This is a genomic window from Rhizobium changzhiense (genome assembly GCF_013087625.1).
Taxonomy (GTDB): domain Bacteria; phylum Pseudomonadota; class Alphaproteobacteria; order Rhizobiales; family Rhizobiaceae; genus Rhizobium; species Rhizobium sophorae.
Window position 1 is genome coordinate 528,668 of the sequence record NZ_JABFCQ010000004.1, and the last position, 25,687, is coordinate 554,354.

A 25,687-nucleotide genomic window follows, 5' to 3' on the forward strand; every position below is an offset into this window, starting at 1 on the left:
ACCAATTAAACACGTTGGCACGACGGCGATGGAACTTGACGAGGCTAAGAATGACCAAAGTGTCGGTGATCATCCCTTGCTTCAACGCAGAGGATTTCGTGGCGGAGGCAATCGACTCCGCCTTGGGGCAAACCATTGCCGATGTGGAGGTGATCGTCGTCGATGACGCTTCCACGGATGGCTCGCGCGCAATCATTTCGGCAAAAGCCGCCCAAGACAGCCGTGTAGTTCCCGTGTTTCTGGAGAGGAATGTCGGCCCCGCTGCGGCACGAAATATTGCCTGGACAAAATTGACGGGTACATGGGTCACTTTGCTCGATGCCGACGATCTGTATCTTCCGGACAGGCTTGAGCGTCTAGTCTCCTTTGCGGAAGCTCAAAACGCGGATGTCGTTGCCGACAACCTAAGCATTCGGCATTTCGGTGACGACACGCATCTCGCCGCGGCATTTCCTCACGTTGCAAACGGCGAGATCATACGCGTTGATCGGGCATTCTTCTTCAAGAATCTTTGGAACGGGCCGCAGAAATACGGGATGGGTATTCTGAAGCCGATGTTTCGCGCTAAGTTCGTTAGAGAAAATTCCATCGCTTATGACGAACGCTATCGCATAGGCGAGGATATGCTGTTCTATATGAATAGCATTCTAAGTAATGCAAAATATTACATACTTGGCGACTGCTTTTACATCTACAGAAAAAGAGCAGACTCCATCAGCAATGTCGGAGACCATGTTTTCACGACACTTGCCTCGATGTGCGAGGAGATTTTATCAAATGACAAAAGATTAACAACTGAAGACAGAGAACATCTTACAAAGAGAGGTCAAGGATTGCTCGAGTATTTCCACTGGAGGCAGCTTCGAGCACTAAGAAGACGAGGAGATAAGCTTGGATTCATATCATATGTAATTAAACGCCCATCCTCTTTATTTTACATGATGAAAATGAGCGTCGCGTGGCGAATGAAAAGAGGATAGGCCTAGATGTTTCTGTATTATTTCAAAGGTTCAGTCTCAAATTTCGGCGACGAACTCAACGCGTGGCTTTGGCCGCAAATCATGCCTGAAGTAAAATTTGACGAGGATCAGTCCACGATTGTTCTGCCTATTGGCTCGATTATCCAGGATACATTTCCTGCTGCCTCGCGCAAGATTGTACTGGGTTCGGGCTACGGCGGTTATGCTCGCAAACCAGTAGTCGACAAGGCTTGGAGCTTCTATTTCGTGCGCGGACCGCAGACGGCCGAGGTGCTCGGTATCGATCCGAAACTCGCAATAACCGACGCCGCAATATTGCTGCGAGCAAAAGCGGACCTCTTGGATCCTCGCCCGAAAAAACACGCTGTGTCTTTCATGCCTCATTGGGAGTCGGCGCTTTATGGATCTTGGAAAGAAGTCGCGGATGGAGCGGGCATCAACCTTATCGATCCGACTGCTGATGTCGATCATATACTTGACGAGCTGCGAGCAACCGAGGTTTTGATCACCGAAGCAATGCACGGTGCGATTGTGGCGGATACATTGCGCGTTCCATGGATACCGGTTCTTCCAACTGGCCCGGCGCACCGTTTCAAATGGATGGACTGGTGCCGCTCCATGAACGTCGCGTACGAGCCAGACAAGATCGGCGCCTCCACTGCGATGGAGTGGGTAAAGCTAACCAAAATATCGCCGAATCATCTTGCACGCCGCGTGACGCGTCGCGTGGGCTGGACCATCGATCCTTTTATAAGGGCAAGTGCCATCAAACAACTGAAGAGAGTGGCAAAGCTGAGACCGACTTTGAGCGGCGAGGCGATATGCGTAGAGAGGGCGGAGCAGGCCTTCGAGAAGCTGGAACTCTTTCGCAATAATTATGGGATGGGCAAACTTTGACATCTGAAACAAGCGTCCTGTGATGCACAAGCTGGGTTCGAAACGAGGCGAGGCATGATAATTTCCATCACCCTTAACACCTTCTCTTCCAGCAACAAGGACCGGCACCTTGGCTGGGTATGCTGCCCAGTTGGATGGCCGCGCTCCTCGACATACGGAGCTGTCTGGTCATGAAGAGCGTCACTGATAGGCTTATCAAAGGCAGCATATGGCTGAGCTTTTCGCGCGCCATCGTGAACGGACTTTCGGCGCTAAGCACCTTTGTCCTGGCATGGTATCTCGCGCCGTCAGACTTTGGCCTTGTTGCTATCGCGACGACGATCCAAGTGATCCTGAGTTCTGTTACCGACCTTTCTCTCGGCCAAGCGCTCATTCGACACCAAGCTCCCAGCGAGGTTCATTTTAGCGCGGTGTGGACGTTGGGTGTGACGCGAAGCGCCATACTGGGTCTGGTGTTTGCCGCAGGCGCTTATCCGATCGCCGAATTTTATGACGAACCCCGCCTGACGGGCGTTATGTTTGCTTTGAGCTTCAGCCTGTTCATGAGCGGCCTGGCCAATCCGCGTCGTGTCATGCTTCAGCGCGATCTGATCTTCTGGCAGGAGTTTGTTCTCAACGTATCGCAGAAGCTGGTCGGCTTCGTGGTGACTGTGGCAATCGCCGCATTCTACCAGAGTTACTGGGCTCTCGTTCTTGGTACACTCGCCTATCAGGTTACCAATATCATCGTTTCTTATACCGTCCTGCCTTTTCGGCCGCGCATTACGTTCCAGCATGCGCGAGAATTGTTTTCGTTTTCACTTTGGCTGACGGCAGGACAGATCGTCAACACGCTGAACTGGCGAATCGAATATCTGTTGATCGGCAAGATGTTGGGTGCCACGGAGCTTGGCCATTATACAGTCGGCAACACCCTTTCGACGATGCCGACGCGTGAGGCAACGGCGCCGTTGAACCAGACGATTTATCCCGGCTTCTCCAGCGTGCGCAACGATCCCGTCCGACTTGTCGCCGCATACCAACGTGCGCAGGCTCTTTTGGCTGCAGTCGCGCTTCCGGCAGGTATCGGCATGGCAGTCGTCGCTGATCCGCTCATGAGGCTTGCCTTGGGAGAGAAATGGCTTCCCGCCATCTTTATTGTCCAGTCACTCGCCTCGGTCTTTGCTTTGCAGACTCTTGGTTCGCTTGTCCAGGCATTGGGGATGGCAAAGGGCAAAACCAAGTTACTGTTCATCCGCGACTCCCAGATGCTGGTAACGCGCGTACCCATCATTATTGTTGGTCTCTTGCTTGCGGGACTGCCGGGCGTTGTCTACGCGCGAGTGTTGACGGGTTTGATTTCGACGGTGGTGAATATGCTTCTGGTAAAGCGTTTGATTGGCCTGCCTTTCTTCCAACAACTCGCGGCCAACTTCCGCGCGCTTGCAAGCGTCGCATTAATGGCAGCCGGCGTTTGGGGAATGTCGCATGTCCTGGATACCCCCACCGGCAAGCTGGCGCTGGCCCTTCATCTGGCCATACTGGTCGTCACAGGCGCTATTATTTATATCGGATCCAGTTTCGCCCTTTGGGTCTCGATGAAAAAGCCAAATGGCCCTGAAACCGAAGTTCAGCGTATTGTTGCCAAGACACTGTCAAAAGCCAAACGTATCGCCGTAACCAAGTCGGCCTAAGCTAACCAACATAACAAGAGAGGCAGAATGACCAGCCAATCCAGATCGGAGCTGATCGCAAAACTTAATGGTATGATTCATGATTGCCTGAAAGACTATGTCTCACGCGATGAACCACTTGCCATCCTCGACTTTCCTGACATCCGCAATTGTGGCGACTCCGCAATTTGGCTAGGCGAAATGGCGTATCTGAAAGCCCGTTTCGGCAAACGCCCGGACTACGTCTCGAGGATCCGGGACTTCTCTGCCGATGAACTGAAAAGGCGTGTGCCGACAGGCCCCATCTTCGTTCACGGCGGCGGCAATTTCGGCGACATTTGGGTTGCGCATCAGGATTTCCGTGAAGCTATCATGGAGCGTTTCCCGGATCGTCAGATCATCCAGTTCCCGCAATCGATCCACTACAGTTCACCTGCGCGCATCGAGCAATCGGCACGCGCAATCGGGCGTCACAAGAATTTCGTTCTGCTTGTGCGCGATGAAGAATCAAAGGAATTTTCCGAAAAACACTTCGACTGCACCGTTCGGCTGTGCCCCGATATGGCCTTCGCCATTGGCCCCCTTCCCGACCGGGCAACGCAATTCGCTGTTCTCGCCATGTTGCGAGAAGATGCAGAACGGGTTGGCGGCACCGATCGCAAGATCCCTTCCGACATTCCCGTGGAAGACTGGATCACCGAGTCGAAACGCAAGGTTGATATCGCCAAAAAGTTGGGTGCGGCTTCGGCTTATCTCGCACTGAAGCCAAGCGAAGTCGCGTTGCGCAAGTTGGACGCCGCAGCGCATAACCGTTTCGAGCGCGGCATCAGCCAGATTTCGCGCGCCCGCGCCATCGTCACCGACCGTCTGCACGTCCATATCTGCTCGCTGCTGCTTGGCCGGCCGCATGCCGTATTGGATAACAGCTACGGAAAGATTCGCCGCTTCATGAATGCCTTCTCCGGCGGGACCGACCTTTCATACAAAGCAACGTCGCTCGAAGATGGAATCGAGTGGGCGCGTCACCAGGCCGGACAAGGAGCTCGCGGATGACAGAGACGCTGCGCGCTTGCAGGATCAGGAGATAATTCGATGACACTCGTCACCTTCATTATCCCGGTTCGACACCAGGACAACGCCCGCGATTGGAACAGGCTGAAGGCAAATCTGACCCAGACCGTGGCCTCCATTTCCAACCAGACCAATGGGGACTGGCGTGGCATCATCGTAGCAAACGAAGGTGCCGATCTGCCGGACCTGCCGGAGAAATTCTCCGCCGTGCGTGTCACCTTTCCGCCAAACAATCTGCACGAGCTCGGAAAAGGTAGCAAGGAGGATTTCCTTGATGCCTTCCGGGCAGACAAAGGTCGCCGCGTTTTAAGCGGCATGTTGACCGCCAGGGATAGTCGTTTCTTCATGATTGTCGATGACGACGATTTCGTCAGCGCCCGAATCGTTCAATACGCATCCGAAAATCGGGACGCGAATGGATGGACCGTCGATCATGGTTATATCTGGGACGATGGCGGCAGGCTCCTCTTTGGCTATGACGATTTCAGCCATCTTTGCGGCACCTCGCTCATTATTCGTTCCGATCTCTATGAACTACCGAAGCAGTTTGAGGACGCCTCGCTCGAATGGATCAAGTCGATGCTCGGTAGCCATATCCGCATAGCGAACATTCTCGCCCAACGCGGGGCGCCGCTTGCAAAGCTCCCATTTCGTGGAGCAGTATACCGGGTTGCCCATGGTGGATCGCATAGTCGAGCACCAAGCCTTTTGCGACAATATTTTCTCAATCGCAAAGCACTCTCCAAACCGCGACGGTGGTTGAGCAATTTGATCAAGCTGAGAGTACTCGGTAAGGGTCATAGACATGAGTTTTTTGGTAAAACACGGTCGAATCCCGTTTAAGGAACTGATCCGCCCCGAAAAGCGCAAGGAATGCTGATCGGACATAAAGTGGTCGGAGGATTAAATGAGCAAAGTGAAAGCGCAATTGACGCAGGAGGTTGCGCATTGAAACTCTCAGTGCTGATCAACAATTTCAACTATGGTCGCTTTTTGCGCCCATGCATCGACAGCGTTCTGTCGCAGGCCTATCCTGACTTTGAGGTGATCGTGGTCGACGATGGCTCGACGGACGATTCTAGGCAGATCCTTGCCTCCTATGGGGAACAAATCCTCACTGTATTGAAGGAAAACGGTGGTCAGGCATCGAGCTTCAATGCGGGTTTTGCGGCCGCAAGCGGCGATATCCTCTTTCTCCTCGATGCAGATGACACATTTCTGCCCGGCAAACTCGCGCGGATCGCCGAGATTTACGATCGCAACGAGATCGACTGGTGCTTCGACCGGGTGACGACTGAGGAAAGCGACCAGCCTCCTGCAGAGCTGCAAGTGACACTGTTCGACAAGCGGGACACGCTTCGCAGGGGCGGCTTTCCCTCGCTTCCGGTTCCAACATCGGGCTTGAGCTTCCGCCGCAATCTGCTGTCCCAGATACTGCCGATGTCCGTCGCGACAGACGTCGTCCTCAGCGACAATTATATCAAGTTTGCTGCTGCCTTTCTCGGCCGCGGCGCCATAGTCGAAACACCGCTGACTTTTCAGCGCATTCATGAGTCGAACCGGTACACGGGCACAAGCAGGGCAAAGACGTTGCGCCCGCGGATCATGATCGCGACTGGGCTGGAACTGGCACGCCGCTATGACGGCCTGCAGGCACTCGGCAAGAGCCTGGTGGCCGGCGGGATTGCCGAAACGACATCGCTTCTGAAGCTCCCGAGCGAAGCTCGCAACACGGTGGCCGGCGGTCCGTTCGGCGCTGCTGCCGCGACCGAAGTGGCCTTGATGGCGGCGCGCAAGCGTTTGGGAAATATGCTGCGGAGAGGACAGTCATGAATCAGCAAGAGACTTTTCCGCATTCATCCGTCGGCACAGAAGCAGGCGCCGCACCGCTGAAGATCGCCGTCGGTGTGCTGACCTATCGGCGCCTCGACGGGATCGCCAAGCTGCTTGACGTCATGACGCGCCAGGTCAGGCATCCCACTCGCCCCTATCACCTCACCATGGTGATCGTGGATAATGATGCGGCCGGCAGCGCAAGGGCTACGGTAGAGAGCTTTGGCCAGACAGGTGCCTACGACCTGATCTACGTCATCGAACAAAACCAGGGCATACCCTTTGCACGCAATTGCGCACTGGATTCGGCCCCTCCAGGCACTGACCTCTTCTGCTTTCTCGACGATGACGAATGGCCGGTCGACGGCTGGCTGGATGCAATGCTGGAGACACGGGAGAAAAACCGCGCCGATTGCGTCTACGGCCCCGTCCAACCGGTCTATCCCGACAACCCGCCGGAATATTTCATCAAGGCAAGGGTGTTCGAGCGCAAGAAGAACAAGGACGGTCAACGCATTTCTTATGCTGCCTCGAACAACGTCATGTTCGACTATCCCCTGATCCGCTCATGGAATCTGCGTTTTGAAGAGAAGATGCGCTTCACCGGGGGCACGGATTACCTTTTCTTCAATCAGGCCATCCGTCTCGGCATGCAGGTTTTCTGGGCTGACAAGGCGCTTGTCCATGATATCGTTCCCGCCAGCCGTATGACATGGAAGTGGGTGTTGCAGCGGCAATACCGGCTCGGCAACACTTTCGCCGTCAGCGAGGTCCTGCACGGTAACCTCAAGCGCCGGCTCTATCGCGCGGCCTATGGTGCCACGAGAGTGATGCTTGGGCTGGCCATGCTGCCGGCGATCCTGATTTCACCCTATTGGGGCATGCGGGCACTCACGCATGTTCTGCGTGGCGCAGGCATGGTCAACGGGATTCTCGGACACGCATACCAGGAATACAAGCCCAATGCCGCCCTCTGATACCGTTTGCAGGAGCGCCTTCGGATGAGTTATAGCCCTAACTATGTTCGAGACGGAGATATCGGCCCGCGGCCGGGCGTCCGTGCGCGGCCACGTCATGGCATCAAAAAAGAAACGCTCGTCCGCCTGCTCCTGACGGGCATTTTCTACCTCGCCCTGCTGCGGGCAACCGGCATGTGGTATGGTTATCCCTCGAACTTCGACGACGGGGCATCCGTTGATCCGCTGCCGCAGAAGCTGATGCTTTATTCGTTGATCCCGCTGATCGGCTTCTATGGCGTCCTTGAGCCAAACCGCTTCCTCGCCTTTTTCCGCAGCATTTCGCCCCTCGTCGGTATCGTCATCTTTTCGATCGTAGTGTCATTCGTCGGCTCGCTCGATTTCGGCGCTTCTGTTCGGGGTGCCGCGGCCGTCGGCCTGCTGGCCCTTGCCCCACTGCTCTTTCGACTACGCTACGGCAACGAGGAAACCTTACGTCTCCTGGCCAACTTTGCCATTTTCTCCGCCTTCGCAAACATCCTTTACACGGCTGCTTTCCCGCGTTTCGGGATCATGGGCGGTTCGCTGGCGGGGGCGGTGAAGGGACTGTTTTATCACAAAAATACTATGGGGCAGTTCAGCGCGATCTGCTTTATCGTGCTCATTTCTCACCGGCTGCCCTCCCCTCGGCTCCGCTATAGCGGCTTGCTGAAAACCATCGCAATCATCCTGACCCTGCTCCTTATCGTGGTCTCCTTGTCGTCGACGGCGGTCGTGATGGTGGCGATCGGTCTTGCCACGATCGTCGGCCTGAAGATGATGGAGAACATCAGGCACAGCCTGGCCCGTGCTTTCATCGTCTTGTTCCTCTGCCTCCTCATCGGCGTTGCCGGCTCGATCGCCTATCTCGGCGTCGCACAGGCCGTCGCCGAAGCTTTCGGAAAGGACCTGACGCTATCGGGCCGGTCCGATATCTGGGAACAGGTAATCCCACTGATTTATGATCGGCCAATCTTCGGCTATGGCTTCGCCACATTCCGGCAGGCAGACATCGTCGAGGCATATGTCCGTCTCGGCCACACCGTCCGCTCCCTGCACAACACCTACCTCGAAATTTGTCTCAACATCGGTATTCCGGGCTTTCTTTGCTGGATCGCCTTTCTGTTGACGCGAATTTTCAAGAAGATGGCCGCAGTCTACAGAAGCAATCAGCTTCAGACTGTCCAAGCCAAAGAGGTTGCACTGATCCTTCTCGTCATGATCGGTGCGATGACCGAAGCGGGAATGATGCTCGCGCCGGTTGGTCTATGGCCGGTCCTCGTCTCTGTCTTACCGATGAGAACGGAACCTGTTGCCCCCCGGCCACGTCGGCGGCGGTCTCTTTCAAAGGGACCGGCCGGGCGGCGCAGCCTTCGTTATCAACACCCCGTTTTAGGAGAGTAGGCAATGACCAGCGCCCCAATGGCCGTGCCGGAATCGAAAAGAGCCGCGGTCAGCGTTGAACGCGAAAAATTGCTGGATATTGAACGCGGCAAAGGTCTAGGCATCCTGCTGGTCGTCTACGGGCACCTTGTCATGCAGGGCACGCTTGGCGAGCAGGCATGGTATCAGGCTACGAAGTCCGCGATCTACATGTTCCATATGCCGTTTTTTATGTATCTCAGCGGCTTCGTCTTCTTTTTCACAGGGGCGCATACCGCTCTTGATCGAAACTTCGGCCAATTCTTTGCCAAGAGATTCGACCGGTTGCTGATCCCCTTTGCCGTGATGTGTCTGGTCAACGTCTTTGGCAAGCAAATTGCGGAAATGTTCATCCACGTCGATGACGGTGTCAGCGGCTTTTGGCAGGGACCTTGGGCGGTCATTTCAAACAGCCCGAACAACCCGTCCATCTCGATCTGGTATCTTCTGGTCCTCTTCGTCTATTCGGTGCTGACACCTATCCTATGGCGACTGAGCGGCCGTCAGATCGGCATCCTCTTCCTTTTATCTCTGGCGATTTTCTTTATTCCCGCGTCGGAGAAATTTTACGTTGCTCGCATCCTGAGTTATTTTGTATTTTTTGTTATCGGAATGGTAAGCTGCAAATACTCCGGATACGTTCTTGATATATTCTCGAAATATATTGTCGTTTGGCTCATCGTTTTTGCAGCGACGATTTATATTGGCAGGAGTTTTCCCTACTGGCTTCTCCTATGCGGGATTGCGTCGATTCCATTATTCCACGCATTTGTCAGATTGCCGATTTTCGAGAACGACAAGCTTCTTCTTTGGTTTGGGGAGAACTCGATGGTCATCTACCTGTTCAATACGATCTTCATCGGAATAGCCAAGGGTATTTATGTGAAGATATTGCCATATCACGGGCCATGGTTTGCATTGATGATCGTTATATTGATGGCGGCGGGAACGTTATTGCCGATTTTTGCCAAAACGGTGCTCCGAGCAATTCCTATGGCCGGACCGATTTATAAGTATGTCAGATGAAAATTTTGTCCCGAATTGAGAATTTGCACGACCCGCGAGCTTCGACGCGACAGTTATCAGTGGTAGAATTCCGTTGAACTGCCGCGATACAGCCACGGTTTCGGTAGAACGGTTCTGCCCTCTTATCATCGGTCAAACATAGGAGATGCCTGTCTGTGACTGAGAAAAAATTGAAGGTTCTCGCTGCCTCGTCGGGAGGCGGCCACTGGGAACAGATGATGGCCATGCGCGGCGCATTTGAGGGCTGCGATATCGTCTTTGCAACGACCATCCCGGGACTGCTTGCAAAATACGACATTCGGGGCGGACTAGTCCTTCCCGATTGCAGCCGCGACTCGATCACCATGTCGATCCGGTGCTTTTTCACCGCCTTCTCCATCGTCATCAAGCACAGGCCCGACGTCATCATCTCGACCGGTGCCGCACCCGGGCTTTTTTGCCTGCTGGCCGGCAAATTGACGGGCAAGCGGACGATCTGGATCGATAGCGTCGCCAATGTCGAGAAGCTGTCTCTATCGGGTAAACTGGCCGGCCATATTGCGACGCTCTGGCTCACGCAATGGCAACATCTGTCGAGGCCGGATGGCCCCCATTACGCAGGAGCTGTCCTTTGATCCTTGTCACCGTCGGAACGCAGCTGCCGTTTGATCGCCTCGTCAAGGCTGTCGACACCTTCGCAAACGAACTGTCGAAACCGGTTCTGGCGCAGATCGGCAAGGGCACCTACACGCCACAGAATATGAAATGGATCAAGAATATCGAGCCCAAAGACTTTGATAACGTCTTTCGCGATGCAAGTGTCATCGTCTCTCATGCGGGAATTGGCACTGTGCTTACGGCCAAGCGTTTTGGGAAGCCGATCATTCTCGTTCCCCGGCAGGCGGCTCTGGGCGAGCACCGAAACGATCATCAGCTCGCCACGGTGAGCCAACTCGTGGGCCGGCCGGGCATCTATGTCGCACACACCGATGACGATCTCAGGAACTATCTGCTCGAAGAGCTGGATAGCCCATCTCACGAAGATTCGTCGGAGGCCGGTCGAGCCTCACTGGTCACCTACCTGAAAAACTACATTGCGACAGTCTGAGCTCTGAGCGCCATCATAGACTGTCACGCGTACGAGCGAATTTTTATTCTCCGCAATTGTTGCCGGCGATACGTTTGACGAGCTCAGGCGCGATGATTTTGGAGGCTATGTCGGGAAGAGGATGCGCGCCATCAGGAATTGCCGTGGCCAGATCATCCGGCGTCAGACGCTCCCAATTAAGCCGGTGGTCGACAAACTCCAGACCACGTTTTTGTGCCTCCGCCTGATGTGCAGAGATATAGCTGTCGACAAAGGGGCGGATCAGCCCGCGCAATCCTGAAAACGGATTCATGGCCATGACAATGATCCGCCCTTGCGGCAGGCGCTGCCGGAGCTGGTCGAGGATCTCGCCAATATTCTTTCGGCTTTGCGCAAGCGACACGAACCGATGCAATGTCGCATCATTGGCGTAGAGCTCAATCAGGATGATATCCGGCTGCTCGGCAATGACGCGATCAATCTGGGTCAGAGCCCATAGTGACGTTTCGCCGCTTTTTGCCACGCTCTCGACCTTCACCGGCTTCTGCAGGCAGGCTGCAAGCTCTGTCTCGAGAGCGGGCTGCCATCCTCCGCGCGCCGTCAAGGATGTTCCAAAGGCCACTATTTTCAGCGGCGGAAGACTATCGGCATAGCTGTTCCTGACTGCCGGATGCATCACCAGACACGCCAGAAACAGAACCAGTCCATAGGCCGGTCGCCTCTCAGTCGGCACCGCTCGCCAAAACTGCAAACATATCATGAGGAGACCTTGCAGCGGGCTTGAGACAATTTCGTGAAATGGCCGCGCATGGCTGTTCGAGAATGCGAAACCTTCCACCCCATCCTGGCGGATGACAACCGCTGCTTTGAAACGTCGGGGCTCTTAACGACGTGAAACAGCCGCCAATCACTCCTGGCGAAATACGTGCTGCATCTGATCGGTCAGCGGCTTCGTCAGATAGGATATCACGGTCCGATCGCCGATCTTGATGAAGACCTCCGCCGGCATGCCGGGATAGAGCTTTATCGTCTTCAATTTGGCAATGCTTTCGGCTTTCGGCTTGACGCGCAGGGGATAATAGCTGATGCCCGTGCGCTCATCCTTGACGATATCGGGCGCGATCGAGGTAATCTCACCGCTCACATCAGGCGTCGTGCGTTGATCGAAAGCGCTGAAACGCACATCGACGGACTGGCCGACGTGAACCTGGTCGATATCGCGGGTGGCGACTTTCGCCTCGACCGTCAGTTCGTTATTTTCGGGAACGACGAGCATCAACGTCTGACCGGGATCGATGACACCATTGACGGTGTGAACCGAAAGTTCGTGAACTCGCCCGGTCAACGGCGCGGTAATGTCGAGACGGTGCAGCTGATCGACTGCGGTTCCGCGCCGCTCTTCATATTCGGCGATCTGCGCCTCGACGTCGGTCAGGTCCTTTGCGATCTCCGAACGACGATCCTCATCCAGCTGGATTGACTGGCGATCGATCTCGATTGCCTTACCCTCGGCCTCCGCCTTTGCTGCGATTTCCTGGCCGCTGTTGCCCTGGAGATCGGCGCGGGCGCGCTTGAGCGTATTCAAACGCTGAAGCGTGACGAGGCCCTTCTTGTAGAGCGTATCAATGCCCTCAAGCTCCTGTTCGATCAAGCCCAAGGCATCGTTGGTGGCATTGATCTGAACGACCAACCCCTTTACCTGCTCGCCCAGTTGGTCCTTGCGCGATGCCAACTGGCTCTTCATTCCGATAAGCGCCGTCCTGCGACTGTCGAACAACTTCTGCTCGCCATCGAGAAGCTTCTCTGCGGAGGTGCTGGATGTCAGATCCCTGATGTTTTCCTCGACCTCGAACGAATCGGCCCCGATTCGTTCCGCCTTCAGACGGGCGCGGCGCGCATAAAGCTGAGCGAGCGTGCTTTCCACAATCGAGAGATTCGCTCTCGTCGTCGTCCCATCGAGCCGTATCAGTACCTGCCCTGCCGTGACATGGTCGTTTTCGGAAACCAGCAATTCCGACACGATACCACCTGTCAGGTGCTGGACCTTCTTGACATCGCCGTCGACGACGATCACGCCCTCGCCGATGACGGCGCTCGAAAGCTCTGTCGTCGCCGCCCAACCGCCAATGCCGCAAACGAGGGCTATCGACAGCACACCGACAACGGCAACATGCCGATTGAGGGAGCGTTTCGATTCACTGATAACCTTGCTCACAATCTTCCCTCTGACCTATTCGGCCGCATTCATGCCGTCGACCACGACTTTAAGCTGAGCCACGCGCTCGGCGATCGGCGTGCGCGCCGCTTCCGGCCGGCTGACTCTCGCTAGAACTTCCTCTTTGGGACCGAACGCGATCATGCGGCCGTCCTGCATCATCAGCACGAAGTCGCAGACCGCCAGAACGCCGGATCGATGCGCGATGACAACGACAATGCCGCCGCGCGCCCGCACGCTCATGATCGCGGCACTCAGCGCCCGCTCGCCTTCTTCATCGAGATTGGAGTTTGGTTCGTCGAGCACGACGAGGAATGGTTCGCCGTAAAGCGATCGTGCAAGCGCGATACGCTGTCTCTGGCCAGCCGAAAGCGCAGCACCGCCTTCGCCGATTTCGGTTTCGTAACCGTTCGGCAGACGAAGAATGAGATCGTGAACACGCGCCGCCCTCGCCGCGGCAACCACCGCCTCAGGCGACATCTCTTTCGCGAAACGGCAGATATTCTGCGCAACAGTTCCCGAGAAAAGCTCCACATCCTGCGGGAGATAACCAATATGCCGGCCAAGTGCGTCGCCGTCCCACTGGTCGAGTGCTGCGCCATCGAGGCGAATGGATCCTCTGACGGTCGGCCAGATGCCCATCATCGCCCGTGCCAAGGACGATTTACCCGAGGCACTGTAACCAATGACCCCAAGCGCGCTCCCCGCCCGTAAGCCGAAGCTGACATCGGAAATGACCAGGCGCTGACCCGCCGGCGGCCCGCTCGCCAGTCCTTCGACGGTGACTTGCTTGGTAGGAGCCGCGAGCGCAAGGGGGGCTGGAATCTCAGGAATGGTTTTCAGCAGGCTCGAAAGCCGCGCCCAACTCTGCTGAGCAGAAACGAAACCACGCCAATTTCCGATCGCCGCTTCGACAGGCGCCAGGGCGCGCGAGGTCAATATCGAGCCGGCGATGATAATTCCCGAAGAGGCCTGCCCTTGAATGACTAGGATTGCACCGGTTGCGAGCGTGCCCGATTGCAAAGCAATACGGAAAATCTTCGACAAGGTCGCATATCCATTGCCGACATCCGATGCCTGCCGGGTGATCGTCCGGTATTCACTGTTCTTGCGGTCCCAGATTTCGGCCATCGTGCCCGCCATGCCCATGGCGTGAATAACCTCGGAGTTACGGATCGAGGTCTGCGCGAAGGCATTTCGCATATTGGCGGAGTCAGACTGCTTTTTTGAGAGCGTACGCGTTCCCTGATTGGTCATGAACGTCAGGATGGCGAGAACCAGCGATCCACCGATCGCGATATATCCGATCGCCGGATGAAAGAGGAAGCAGATCACGATATAGAACGGCAACCAGGGCAGATCGAACATCGCTGTCGGGCCCATGCCGGACAGGAAGGTTCTGATCTGGTCGAAGTCGCGCAACGGCTGAAGCCCGTCGCCGCCGATTTTGACCTTCAACGGAGCCTTGATCAGCGCCCGGAACACCCGTCCGTTCACCATCTCGTCAAGCGCGCCGGCAACACGCACGAGCATCCTGCTTCGCAGAACCTCGAACGCTCCTTGAAAGGTGTAAAGCATTAACGCAAGTATTGCCAGCACGGCCAGCGACGGTATGCTTTTGCTGGGGATGACCCGGTCATACACCTCAAGCATAAAAAATGAACTTGTAAGGTACAGGATATTGATAAGCGCGCTTGCTATTCCAATGAAAACAAGCCCCCCCTTGCATTTCCTCAATGCTTTGGACGGCTCGCTGACATCAGCTGCTGAACTCTGAAACACGAAGTAATCCCTCTCTTACCGTATCGCACGAAAGCAAATATGCCGCCGCGCACTCCAGCTCCGGGTCCATCACGCCCGATCAATGACATGACTGCCTTGGACCCCGACACCGGCGCCGGACCCGCTTGCAAGCCCACGACCTATTACATGAATCCAACCAAAAAGTGACCAAAAATTCCAATTTATAACGATCGGTTTCTGGGATTCTGACTTGACGCTACGCTAAATATACCAACCTAAGCAAGTGAAAATCGCAATTTGCCCAACAACGGCGCAGATGGATGAACGTATCGCGCGCATATGCGCGACGTTTACTGGGGCGTTAACTATAAATTCAATCTATAGTTCATTTTTCCTATGAACGGCGGAAATATCTTTTTATCCGCATCTCCCCGGCCTTCGACCGCCGACACCCCTTCATCATCAAGCTTTCAAGTGTTGAACAGCGGGGCCGGCGCTCTCTAAATTTGGCGTGATTTCAAACCAGCAGGTGCGACGCTTGGCTGCTATGGAACGCGTCCACATTGATATACACGCCGAGCGAGTCGGTATCGATGTGAGAAGCGCCATCAGAAATCTTATATTGGAAGGATTCACTGACCTTTCCGCTGAGACCGGCGATTTTCACCGCATCGACCGTATAGATGTAATCACCATCGCTCTCCACGTGGATGACGCCGTATTTCCCGGTCAGCGTCAGGCCATGCTTATCCACTGCACTGTCACCGAAGCGACGAAGCAGCACGGTTCCATTGATTGCGCTATCGTTTTCGAGGAGGTTGCCATGATAGGCGCTGCCCGTATCCTTGGAGATTTTCAGGCTGTCATGGGCTGCGACAATCCTGGGAACGGCGACGGTGGGTGCGGTCGGAACCTGCGCTTCGGCCGCGGGTGCCGGAGTGCTTGTCTGCGGCGGTGTTGACGGTTCGACAGGCGGCTCCGCGACCGGTGTGGCAGGCGCCTGCTCATCGCTCGATGACGTATGGCCGTTCGTGCCACCAGAAGCACTCTCGAGCTCGGCCTGCGCTTGTTCGAGTGTCTTATTCTCGCCGATGGAGAACGTGTTTTGGGCGGCAATTGCGGCCGGCATGGTCAGCGTCGACACCAGACTGTCTATGATATTGTCATGGAAAGAGCCTGATGCTGGCCTATCGACCTTCAGCGCCGACGAAGATAGGTCGTCAAAGACATTATCATGGATATTAATATTCTCGCGAATGTAATTGGGATTACCGATGGCGCTCACCAGAACGCCGTATACGCCGCCATGCACATAATTTCCGCTGATGTCGTAGTTCTTTGCATCGCCTTGGTCGCCAAGCCCGATACCGTAGGACCAGCTGTAGCCGCCGTATCCCGAGATGTCATTGTCATGGACGGCGATATTCTTGCCCGCCTGGGCACTCAGCCCAAAACCGCCGCCAACCAGTGTGTTGCCCTCGACCACGGCATTTTCGGCCCGGATCAGCACCAGGACACCCTTGGCGCTATTCGTCTCCGTCTGTTCCAGATGGTTGCCCTTGACCAGAATATTGCTGCTGTCATTGAGCTGGATGGCGTCTGCCGCGCCACCTTGGCTGTTGGTGACGGTATTGTTGATGAGGGTAACGCCGTTCACCCTGTCCATCCAAATGCCATCGGCGCGCACACCGGTCAGCGTACTGTTCTCGATCGTAATGTTCTGGCTGCTTTGGAAGCTGACCGAACCGGGCCTCCCAGAGAGCCCTGTATTTGTCACCTCGACATTACGCACAAGCCAGTTAGACACGTTGCCTGCATATATCGCGTTGGCGCCGGTATCGGCGATCTTTATGTTCTCTATGACGATATTCGAAGCCTTCGAACCGTGGATGCCGTCATTGCTGCTGTGAATAACCGGCACGTCACCGACGCCATAGCTGCCGATCGTGATCGGAGCGCTAATGCTGCCTGAATATTTCAGGTCGAACTGTTCGTTGAACACGCTTCCGGCAGCAAGCAGCACGCTGTCGCCGGGATTTAGTCTCAAGGATTCCACGGCAGACAACGTCGCAAAAGCCGAACTCTCGCTGGTTCCGCTGTTGCGGTCGGATCCTGTCGTCGAATTCACATAGTAGACGGTCATGCGGTGATCTCCCCAGATGTTGGAAAATCTTTAACCGCGGACCTCTCTCTGCCTGCTAAAATGAAACACTAAAATGCGTACTATCTCACGATATTCTTACATCTCGAACATGAATATTTTGAAGTCTCGGGTATTTTTGCATCGCAGCAAAATTGCACTGCACAATCGCGGCATTTTTACCTAGCGTTTGCGCCCGATACCCAGATTATCTTCCAGAGCATGCAATCGATTGAGATGAGCTGAGTTCAGCTGGAAACATTACTTGGTAAACTTATCTGACACCAACGTCACAAAAGTTACCTCGACAAAGAGCAGATACAGGAGTGGAGTAACGGGTCAAAACCGCAATGACGCTCCGATAGCTAAAACTGATTATATCAAAATTTCACCAACCGATACAATCCGCTTGGTATTCTTATAAACTTCTCCTGAATAAAAATTCTTATCTCCTGAAGAAAATCAGGCCTGTATCAAAGTTTTATCATTTTCACTTATCATTAACATAATAATCTCCAAGTGTTTCACCGCCTTATGCACACTGAACATGTGTCATTATTGCACGACACTCCCAAAAATGTTCATATCCTGTTAATTATGCGCTTGACTCTGTGTATTAAGATATCCTTAATCGGGCCGCTCGCTACCGGTCAGAACTGACTGGCGAAGAACAATTCAAGGAGAGACAGTAATGGCTATTCATGCAACCGATGATACTGCAACATTCCTGGAAAGCGACGCTATCTCAGGAAACCTGCTGACCAACGATACGTCCGACGGCAACCTGTTCCTGCGTGCGTTCGACCAGCAGACCGTTGGCGCCAAGCAAGCCGGCCAGGTTACCGAGATCCAGGGCGACTACGGCACCTTCTTCGTCAAGCCGGATGGCAGCTACACCTATGTTCTGAGCGATGCCGCCAAGATCGGCTTCACCAATGGTGAACTGCTTCAGGAGAAGGTCTCTTACAAGATCTCCGATGGTGCCGGTCACACCGACGTCGGCCTGTTCACTCTGAACATTCAGGGCGTAACTCAGGTAAAGCCGACCGCGGTCGACGACAATTACAGCTTCGACGAAGGCAGCGCCATTGGCGGCAACCTACTGGACAACGACATTCCCGGCGACAATGGCAAGCTCTTCCTGCGCCAGTTCGACGCCACAAACGTAAACGGCAGTCCGAGCGCAACGACCGACGTCGCCGGCACGTACGGTACGTTCCATGTCAAGGCGAATGGCGAATTCACCTATGAGCTGACAGCAGATCTGGCTCCGGGCGAGCAGGTCACCGAAACCATTCAGTACTACAAGATCTCCGATGGCGAAGGTCACACCGACGCCGGCGTGCTGACGCTCAATATCACGGGCACGGATTTTATCTCCGGCGCCAGCGTCTGACCGTCAATTGCCCAATCCCAACAAGCAGCGCCCGCCGCGAAAGCTGGCGGGCGTTGCTGTATATAAGGGTAAGCCTCGATTCCGGCTCCTGGCACTGACGACGGCTTGGAGCTCTTCCCGTCCTAGCTGCGGATCGCTCTCGGAACGTCACGAAGAATGTCTACACCTAGCGTTGGTTTCAGCCTCGTTGACCTTTCGAGCCGTCTTAAGAACGCGCAGGTAATGATGACTTGCTGCAACGCTGTCGGAACCGCGCCGTAGCTGCATCTCCGACGCTCGTCCAGGTTCGATCAAAGATTGGGCGAAGTTGTGGGCCAATCTCTCTTATCGTGGCATTGACCCTGCAACGGTCGCCCTGTTTCAGCATTGTCGTCAAATCGCTGTCGAGTGCCCTGCTTGCTGCCAAAAGCGTTGCATCGGTGAAATCGTTCCAGAAATAAAACCGGGTCAGAATCATCGACTCGTCGTAGGGCGCGAGAGCGACCGAACGAGTCATCATTCGCGCTATGGAGAGCGGTTCTTCGGCAATCGTCGACTGAACGGCCGCGAGACGAAGCCAAAAATTGCTGTTTGTCGGCATGCACGAAAGCGCATATTGCAGATATTGGCGCGCACTCGACGCCGCAACGGCCCAGGCGTCATAGTTGACATTGGCGTTCTGCCGATCAAGCTGCGCCAGAACGAGGGTTACCCCCGCAGCCACAATGTCGGATCGGCAGTAGTGTCCACCAATCACGTCGACAGTACGAGACGCATATTTGGTCGCGACCTCGTCCGCGACGGTATCGCCACGCTCGATCCTTTCGGCGACGATTGAGATACTAGCCGTTTTTATCGAAGCGTAGAGCTCTCGACCGGCCAGCACGGCAAAGACCACGGTGACAACAACGAAAACGATCCTGGCGACCGAAACGAGCTGACTGCGGCGCATCAGCTTTCGGTATAGTAACGTGAATAACGCTTATAATAATACTCGCTCGACCCGAATGTCCGGTAAAGTTTCATCTGCGACGGATCGACCTTGGTCAATATAGCGCCAACGCATTTCGCATAGAGCTCCGGCTCGGACAGCAGGGTCGACTGCACGACTTTGCGCGAAGTCTTTCCCCACTCGATAACGAAAACCACCGCATCGAGCTTCGAATTGATAGCACGCGCATCGACAACCGGCGCCAAGGGTGGCAGGTCAACGATAATATAATCGAAGCTTTGACGCGCCGTTTCGAGAAGCTGATCCATGCCGCGTGACGCAAGCAGCTCCGACGAATGCGGGACACGATACCGTGCCACCGTCGGCAAAAATGCGAGCTTTGTTTTTGGATCGAGTAGGATCAGATCCTTGAGCGGACGGCCATCGACAATCGCCTCGAGCAAGCCGGCCTCGGCATGGCGGCCGATCGCCCGGGTTGAACCGGGATTTCGCATGTCGCCGTCGATAAGCAGGCAACGCGCACCCTGCATTGCGAGAAGCTTGGCAAAATTGATGGACGTCGTCGACTTCCCCTCGCCGGGCAAGCTCGACACGACGCCGATGACCTTGCAGCGCTGATCGGCCGCACTGAGGTCGATGGCAATCTTAGCGCTTCGAAGCGTCTCGGCAAATGCCGATAGCGGATGCTCCTCGACATAGGTCGTGGTCTTCCCGCCTCTGGCGATGCTTCGCGGATTGCCGGGATCAACGAGCGTCGGATCGTCGACGTTATTTTCAATCAGCGGCATGACACCGAGAGATTCGACATCCAGCATGTCCCTGACATCGTCACCGGTGCGGAAGAACCGATCCCGAAATTCGCGGAAAGCCGCAATGCCGCTTCCGAATGCACATCCTAGGAACATCGCAAAAGCAATGACGAGGCTTCTCTTCGGAGCGCTCGGCTTCTTCGGGGTCTCCGCGGTCGTGATGATACGCGCCGCGGTAATCGGAAAGCTCTGCTGTTGAATTGCTTCCTGGTAGCGTGTCAAAAAGCTCTGATAGAGATTCTTATACGTATCGCGCGTCCGCTCAAGCTCGCGAAGCTGCACCTGTGTCTCGCCGGCCGTTGCGGCCACTCCTGTTGCTTGCGCAACACTGTCACGCAGGGATTTCTCGCGCGATTGGGCAACCTGCAGCTCGCTTTGATAGCTCTCCGAAATACGGTTCAACTCATCGAACATGAGCCGTTCATATTCCGCCATTTCCGCTCGAAGCCGGACTGCCTGCACATGGTCCGGACCAAGCCGCGCCTCAATCTCGGCTTCGAGCTTCGAAGCTTCTAGATATTTCTTGCGAAGGTCGTTCGAAATGGAGCTGTCGAGCACATCGGTGACGATCGCATCGGTCTGCTTGGCCTCGATGATCGACTTGATGCGGGCATATTTTGCCTCGGACTGCGCCGTCGCAGCCTGGGCATTGATCAACTGGCTATTCAACTCGGAAAGCTGCTGCTCGCTGAGTAGCGTACCCGAACCCGACTCGACAAGTCCGTGCTCGCTGCGGAATTTCTGCACCGCAAGGTCGGTATCCAACGCCTGCTGCCGGAGTTCTTCGATACGCTCCTGCAGCCACACACCGGCCCGGCGTGTGGCCTCATATTTCGAATTGAGCTTATCGACCAGATAAACGTCGGCGATAGCGGCCGCGATTTCACGGGCCAGATCCGGCGACTGCGAGGTATAACTAACATCGAGAACGTAGGATTTACCAACCCGTTCGACATCAATGTTGCCTGCGACGGTCTCGGCAGCGTTTCGCCGCTTCATTTCCGGATCCGGTGCGACGGCTGCATCATCAGCAAACCAGGATCTGAAATTCACGAAAGATTTCAGCGTCGCGACGGAAAAAAGCGAGCTCTTCGGTGCCGTGAATACCGGATCGTCAACGAGTTTCAGTTTGTCGACGACAGCGTAGGCGATCGTGTCGGACTTCAAGAGCTCGACCTGGCTGAGGACCGTACCTTCATCATCGTCCAGCTGGCCGAAAGCCGCCAGCTGGTTGATCACCTGATTGTCGCTGCGATCGATCAGCACGCTCGTGTCAGCGGTATAGACCGGCACAGATGTCAGAACATAGACGACGCCGAGAATGGCGAAGGCGAAAGCGCACGCCGCAACGATCCGCCACTGTCGGCGGGCAATCGCGATGAGCTTGTCGAAATCGATGAAGTCAGCTTCGTTTCCGGTATCGCGGGAAGGGTCGATACGTGGCGTAAGTTTATCTGGCGATAGCAATTTCGATCTCCAACAAAGGCGTCAACCGCTAAGATCTACGGGCAATTCCAGCTATTGTATGACCGGGACACTCTGACTCGTCGACTCCGCCGTGTCGGTAGACGACTGCCCTCCCGCTCCGGTGCTGAGGATCGTCGTCGTTGAAGTCGACGATGAATCATCTGAGCCGGCATTCGAAACCGTCAGCGTACCCGCAGTTGTCGCAGCGCCGTCGAACGGCGTACCGTCGTCCGCTCCAGGCCCGGTTTGTCCAACTTGCCCGTCATTGCCGATGCCGGATGCGGCGGCGGCAGCGCTTGCACCCGGACCGAGAGCCGCGGTCCCGCCTTCGGCAAGGACTTTTGCAAAGGCTGCTAGCAGCGGCGCAAGATTCGGATCGGCACTCGCCGCATCGGCAACGGCTTTTTCGATCGCCAGCTTGAATTGCGGATCCGATACCTGACAACTGTTTGCCGCCCGCGCCAGACCGGAGCCGATAGCCGCCATCTGTACGGCACTGGCCTTCCTGGCCTGCTCGATCACTGGCGACAGCGCATCATTGCTGCTTCCAACCAGCGCGCGAACGCGCGATGACAAAACCAACGGATCGGACATGTCGAGCAGAACGGCGGGGCTAGCCGTAAATCCGCCGACATCGACTGGAGTCAGATTTGCAGGACCCAAGCAAGCTGCCGCAAAAGCGCTTGAATTCACGCCGGCAAACATCGCGATGACAATTCCGCTATACGCAAGCTTACGATAAACACCCGACCTTGCCATAACCATAGTCCTTCATCAAATCCGCTATATAGGCCCGCCGGCATTGATCATCCGCGATCGATGCCGGCCCGCCTTATTGCAATCAATTTCCAAGATCCTGTACCGCGTTACGGGTATCATTCGCATCGTCGGCCACTCCGGAAACAGTGGATGATACCGAGTTCACGATGTCAAGGAACTTGACTAGTTCAACAGAGTCCGAATTGGAAATATAGATAATATCCTTGTCTTCCATCTTGAATTGCTGAACAGCAAACAGGGTTGCCGGGTCGCGCATATTCGCACGAATGATCACCGGAACCATTTCACCCGCAAATCTCGTCGTATCCACGTGCATCGCTTGAACCGTTTTCTTCGGGACAAGACGATAGAGCAGGACCTGAGCCGGATCGGCGCGGTCGTCGCGCAGTCCGCCCGCCTTGGCGATTGCCTCTCCAAGGGTCAGATCAGACTCTTCGAAATCGAAGCGACCGCTGACGCCTGCGGCGCCGAGCGCAAGATATGTGCGACGCTCATGATCGATCGAGATCGTATCGTCCGGCGCAACATAGATATTTTCGGCCGGGTTCTTCAACAGCGTAGTGTAGGCAACGGTTGCCGTCTTGCCACGGCGCTGCATTGTCACATTCGTTTCGATATTGTTGGTGGTCAAACCGCCCGCGGCGGAAATCACATCGAGAACACGCTCACCGGCCGGGCTGATCTGGACGCGCTGAGGATTGTTGACATCGCCGAGCACGGCGACCTGACTGGAGCGGCTTGTCGTTGTCGTAATAACAACCTGCGGTTCGATCGCGCGGCTCGCCAGGCGATCCTCCACGTCCTGCTCCACGGTCTCCTTCAGGCGACCGGCAGCCGGAACCCGGCCTGCATAGGGAATTGTGATCGTCCCGTTTCTATCGATGGTCTGCTCTGGCAGCGAGATGTAATTGCCGGGTCGGCTACCTGCATCGGACGGAATGAAGAGGCCGCCCGACTGAGCTTCGAAGATCGCGACCTGGACGACGTCGCCGTAACCGAGCGGAATTTCAGGCGCCCCGCCTCGACCACCACCAAACCCTTTGAAGGAGGTCGGCTGGGGAGCGGTAAAATACGACAGGACGTTCTTGCTGAGATCAACCAGGGCGTAGTCGATACCGACGCGACGCTCCTTCGTTGTCACTTTCACCGCCGCATCTCGATCAACGTCTTTGTGATCGGGACCAGATCTTGGCAACGACGTGCAGCTTGCCAATATAGTCGTTAGCGCTACAACAATGGCGACGCGTGTACTACCGATACGAGAACAACCCATAGAATACCCTGCGTTTACGCCCCTGAAGCTACTGCCCCGCAACCTGACAAAATACAAGACAATCCCCGATCAATAACACTGAAAGCCGATTAACATTCCCCTAACTGTGGCAGGCTGGCAACGCCGAGCCCCTTAGGAAGCGAAAAACGACTTCGGTCCGACTTTTCTTGCGTCGCAACAATCCGAAGGCTGGACCCGCTATAAAATTTCTAGGGTTTCAGAGTCAACCGTTCGCACCTGCACAATCGATCTTTTCCGAAAATCTTATTAAAATCCATCCTTTTAAACTTTACGTGGTTAACGGCCGCTCATATGCCATGTCCGCCTCTCCGTTGCTACGCCCGAGGCATATCGCGACAACCGCACTCAGGAAGGCGGAGTAAAACACCGCAAACCCCGGTATCTGCAGCGAAAAATCGACCGCCGCATGAAGGGCGACCAAAACGGTCGCCGCCAGGCCAAGAAGAACATAGTGCCTGAGACGCCGTCTTTGAGCGAACCCGCGCCGGAACACTCTGGCAAGCACCGAGAAGGCAAGGACCGTTGCAATCGGGAACAATATTCCGAGGCCCAGAAATCCTTCGAGATAGAAATTATGCGCGCGGTCGAAGACTCCGAAAATTCCGCAACCCGGATCGCGGTAGGCGGAAAACACGGTCCGGAAGGTTCCGAGCCCCGTTCCCGTCAACCAACGATCCGAAATAGCACGCCATATGCCGGGCAGAATGCAGAACCGATCATCATCCTCGAGTCGCCGCTCTTGCGCGCGCAAAATCGCCTGGCCCGCAAACACCGTCAACAGCAGTACGACGAAACCAATCGCCGCGAGCAGTTTCAGCATCGAACGCCATCTTGGCGCCGGTCTCAGATAACGCCTCGAGCCGTTCCAATTGATGACAAGCCATGGAAAATAGATGAGAGCGGCAACAAAGGTCGCAAATATCCCGGCGCGCGAGCGGCTCAGCATCAGCGCGGTGAAGCATGCGCATAAAAGCAGGATATAGATCCACGATCTCAAGAGAAGCGCGTTTCGGCCCGGCTCGCCGGGCGGATAGTTCGAATAGGCTCGGGTGATGTCCCTGACCAGGGTCAGCATCAGCAGCGTTCCGAGCCCAAGAAAGGTCGCGGCGGTATTGCGGTTGACGAAGACCGCGGTCAGGCTGTCGAGGTAGGCGCGTTTCTCCACGACGATCAGGATGTTGGGAGACAGCAAAAACTGCAGCAGGCCGAAAACAGCGATGATGCCTGCCGTAAGTCCGAGCCCGGTGAGCACTTTCCGCGCGCGCTGATCGGTATCGCATAAGAGGAGCCCGGTCAGAAACGTGACGAAAGGCAGGGCGACCCAGAGGATCGATGCGAGCGTGTCGGCCGGTTCGACGGAGATCGCCGCGTAGTTGACGCCCGCTAGGTCACGCGCGGCATCCCAAGCGGGATTTGCCAGCCACCGCGAAGGCAGCTCGATCGTCTGAATAAACGTCCATCCTGTCAAAACGATCAATAGAAACAGGGCGATGCCGAACACCCATCTGCTCTGTCTCGGCTCTCCGAACAGCAATCCCGAGATAATGGCGAGAGCAAACATTCCGATCGCCGCGAAGGCGAAAGCCAAGGGTGTAACACTCCCGAACGGTATGAGCGTCAATATAACGAGGCCGATGAAGGCGAAAAGCAAAACCTCTCGCAAGACCCGCCTATTGATGAGGTTGGAGAACATGTGAATTCATCTACCAGAATAGGCGGCGACCAAAGCCAATTACAACCGAAGAGATTATTTTACTCGTACTAACATAAGTTGAACATCAAGCACTTGCGTGCTAAAGTGTAACAGAATTCCACATCGTTTAAAATTGTCGCGAAAGGTTTAAGCCAATCGAGACAAGGCCCGGCTATGCTCCCTCCAAGCAGCAGAGACGGGACAGATATTCTGCGCCCAATACTTGGCAGATCATCAGATCGCCATGCCATTGACCGAGAAAAAAGGCAAGCCTGAT

Annotated in this window: 21 protein-coding genes; 12 read left to right on the top strand and 9 right to left on the bottom strand. The window is 55.3% G+C overall.

Annotation, left to right across the window (positions count from 1 at the left end):
- Positions 1 to 50 precede the first annotated feature (50 nt).
- From G9X68_RS22725 to G9X68_RS22775, 11 genes are all read left to right on the top strand, one after another.
- Positions 51 to 980: a glycosyltransferase family 2 protein gene (locus G9X68_RS22725; RefSeq protein ID WP_171604322.1), complete on the top strand. Its 930-nt coding sequence runs from the start codon at positions 51 to 53 to the stop codon at positions 978 to 980.
- A gap of 6 nt (positions 981 to 986) precedes the next feature.
- Entirely contained in the window at positions 987 to 1,877 is an 891-nt protein-coding gene (locus G9X68_RS22730; protein ID WP_171604323.1) for a polysaccharide pyruvyl transferase family protein, read from the top strand.
- Positions 1,878 to 2,047: 170 nt separating this feature from the next.
- Positions 2,048 to 3,550, top strand: a complete 1,503-nt coding sequence (locus G9X68_RS22735; protein ID WP_171604324.1) for a lipopolysaccharide biosynthesis protein — start codon at positions 2,048 to 2,050, stop codon at positions 3,548 to 3,550.
- A gap of 27 nt (positions 3,551 to 3,577) precedes the next feature.
- Positions 3,578 to 4,582 carry a polysaccharide pyruvyl transferase family protein gene (locus G9X68_RS22740; RefSeq protein WP_171604325.1) on the top strand — a complete coding sequence of 335 codons (1,005 nt, stop codon included), beginning with the start codon at positions 3,578 to 3,580 and terminating at the stop codon, positions 4,580 to 4,582.
- A gap of 39 nt (positions 4,583 to 4,621) precedes the next feature.
- Positions 4,622 to 5,443 (top strand): galactosyl transferase, encoded by an 822-nt coding sequence (locus G9X68_RS22745; RefSeq protein WP_171604326.1) that lies wholly within the window; start codon positions 4,622 to 4,624, stop codon positions 5,441 to 5,443.
- 105 nt (positions 5,444 to 5,548) lie between these two features.
- The gene (locus tag G9X68_RS22750) at positions 5,549 to 6,433 is read left to right on the top strand and encodes a glycosyltransferase family 2 protein (protein WP_171604365.1); all 885 of its coding nucleotides are present in this window, start codon (positions 5,549 to 5,551) and stop codon (positions 6,431 to 6,433) included.
- Positions 6,430 to 7,410 (top strand): glycosyltransferase family A protein, encoded by a 981-nt coding sequence (locus G9X68_RS22755; RefSeq protein WP_171604327.1) that lies wholly within the window; start codon positions 6,430 to 6,432, stop codon positions 7,408 to 7,410. Before G9X68_RS22750 ends, G9X68_RS22755 begins: the two co-directional genes overlap by 4 nt.
- 24 nt (positions 7,411 to 7,434) lie before the next feature.
- The gene (locus tag G9X68_RS22760) at positions 7,435 to 8,832 is read left to right on the top strand and encodes an O-antigen ligase family protein (protein ID WP_171604366.1); all 1,398 of its coding nucleotides are present in this window, start codon (positions 7,435 to 7,437) and stop codon (positions 8,830 to 8,832) included.
- A gap of 3 nt (positions 8,833 to 8,835) precedes the next feature.
- Positions 8,836 to 9,876: an acyltransferase family protein gene (locus G9X68_RS22765; protein WP_171604328.1), complete on the top strand. Its 1,041-nt coding sequence runs from the start codon at positions 8,836 to 8,838 to the stop codon at positions 9,874 to 9,876.
- 155 nt (positions 9,877 to 10,031) lie between these two features.
- A complete protein-coding gene (locus tag G9X68_RS22770) occupies positions 10,032 to 10,490 on the top strand; it encodes a glucuronosyltransferase (RefSeq protein WP_171604329.1) in 459 nt (152 codons plus the stop codon).
- The gene (locus tag G9X68_RS22775) at positions 10,487 to 10,963 is read left to right on the top strand and encodes a glycosyltransferase (protein ID WP_168309368.1); all 477 of its coding nucleotides are present in this window, start codon (positions 10,487 to 10,489) and stop codon (positions 10,961 to 10,963) included. The genes G9X68_RS22770 and G9X68_RS22775 overlap by 4 nt, the downstream gene beginning before the upstream one ends.
- Before the next feature lie 43 nt (positions 10,964 to 11,006).
- Here G9X68_RS22775 and G9X68_RS22780 read toward each other — a convergent pair whose 3' ends face one another.
- The 4 genes from G9X68_RS22780 to G9X68_RS22795 all read right to left on the bottom strand — a co-directional run bounded on the left by G9X68_RS22780 (position 11,007) and on the right by G9X68_RS22795 (position 17,043).
- Positions 11,007 to 11,702, bottom strand: a complete 696-nt coding sequence (locus tag G9X68_RS22780; RefSeq protein ID WP_171604367.1) for an SGNH/GDSL hydrolase family protein — start codon at positions 11,700 to 11,702, stop codon at positions 11,007 to 11,009.
- Between the two features lie 147 nt (positions 11,703 to 11,849).
- Positions 11,850 to 13,157, bottom strand: coding sequence for an HlyD family type I secretion periplasmic adaptor subunit (locus tag G9X68_RS22785; RefSeq protein ID WP_171604330.1), 1,308 nt, complete (start codon positions 13,155 to 13,157; stop codon positions 11,850 to 11,852).
- Positions 13,158 to 13,172: 15 nt separating this feature from the next.
- On the bottom strand, positions 13,173 to 14,939 hold the full coding sequence (locus G9X68_RS22790; RefSeq protein ID WP_171604331.1) for a type I secretion system permease/ATPase: 1,767 nt from the start codon (positions 14,937 to 14,939) through the stop codon (positions 13,173 to 13,175).
- Between the two features lie 478 nt (positions 14,940 to 15,417).
- Positions 15,418 to 17,043, bottom strand: a complete 1,626-nt coding sequence (locus tag G9X68_RS22795) for a right-handed parallel beta-helix repeat-containing protein (RefSeq protein ID WP_171604332.1) — start codon at positions 17,041 to 17,043, stop codon at positions 15,418 to 15,420.
- Between the two features lie 688 nt (positions 17,044 to 17,731).
- Here G9X68_RS22795 and rapA2 point away from each other — a divergent pair.
- Positions 17,732 to 18,436, top strand: coding sequence for a calcium-binding lectin RapA2 (gene rapA2 / locus G9X68_RS22800; protein WP_171604333.1), 705 nt, complete (start codon positions 17,732 to 17,734; stop codon positions 18,434 to 18,436).
- A 205-nt stretch (positions 18,437 to 18,641) separates the two neighbouring features.
- Here rapA2 and G9X68_RS22805 read toward each other — a convergent pair whose 3' ends face one another.
- From G9X68_RS22805 to G9X68_RS22825, 5 genes are all read right to left on the bottom strand, one after another.
- Positions 18,642 to 19,367 carry a hypothetical protein gene (locus G9X68_RS22805; protein ID WP_171604334.1) on the bottom strand — a complete coding sequence of 242 codons (726 nt, stop codon included), beginning with the start codon at positions 19,365 to 19,367 and terminating at the stop codon, positions 18,642 to 18,644.
- The gene (locus tag G9X68_RS22810) at positions 19,367 to 21,643 is read right to left on the bottom strand and encodes a polysaccharide biosynthesis tyrosine autokinase (RefSeq protein WP_171604335.1); all 2,277 of its coding nucleotides are present in this window, start codon (positions 21,641 to 21,643) and stop codon (positions 19,367 to 19,369) included. The genes G9X68_RS22805 and G9X68_RS22810 overlap by 1 nt, the downstream gene beginning before the upstream one ends.
- A 51-nt stretch (positions 21,644 to 21,694) precedes the next feature.
- Positions 21,695 to 22,408 carry a sugar transporter gene (locus G9X68_RS22815; RefSeq protein WP_171604336.1) on the bottom strand — a complete coding sequence of 238 codons (714 nt, stop codon included), beginning with the start codon at positions 22,406 to 22,408 and terminating at the stop codon, positions 21,695 to 21,697.
- A 76-nt stretch (positions 22,409 to 22,484) separates the two neighbouring features.
- The gene (locus G9X68_RS22820) at positions 22,485 to 23,696 is read right to left on the bottom strand and encodes a polysaccharide biosynthesis/export family protein (protein WP_171604337.1); all 1,212 of its coding nucleotides are present in this window, start codon (positions 23,694 to 23,696) and stop codon (positions 22,485 to 22,487) included.
- A gap of 289 nt (positions 23,697 to 23,985) precedes the next feature.
- A complete protein-coding gene (locus tag G9X68_RS22825; RefSeq protein WP_171604338.1) occupies positions 23,986 to 25,410 on the bottom strand; it encodes an O-antigen ligase family protein in 1,425 nt (474 codons plus the stop codon).
- Positions 25,411 to 25,687 lie beyond the last annotated feature (277 nt).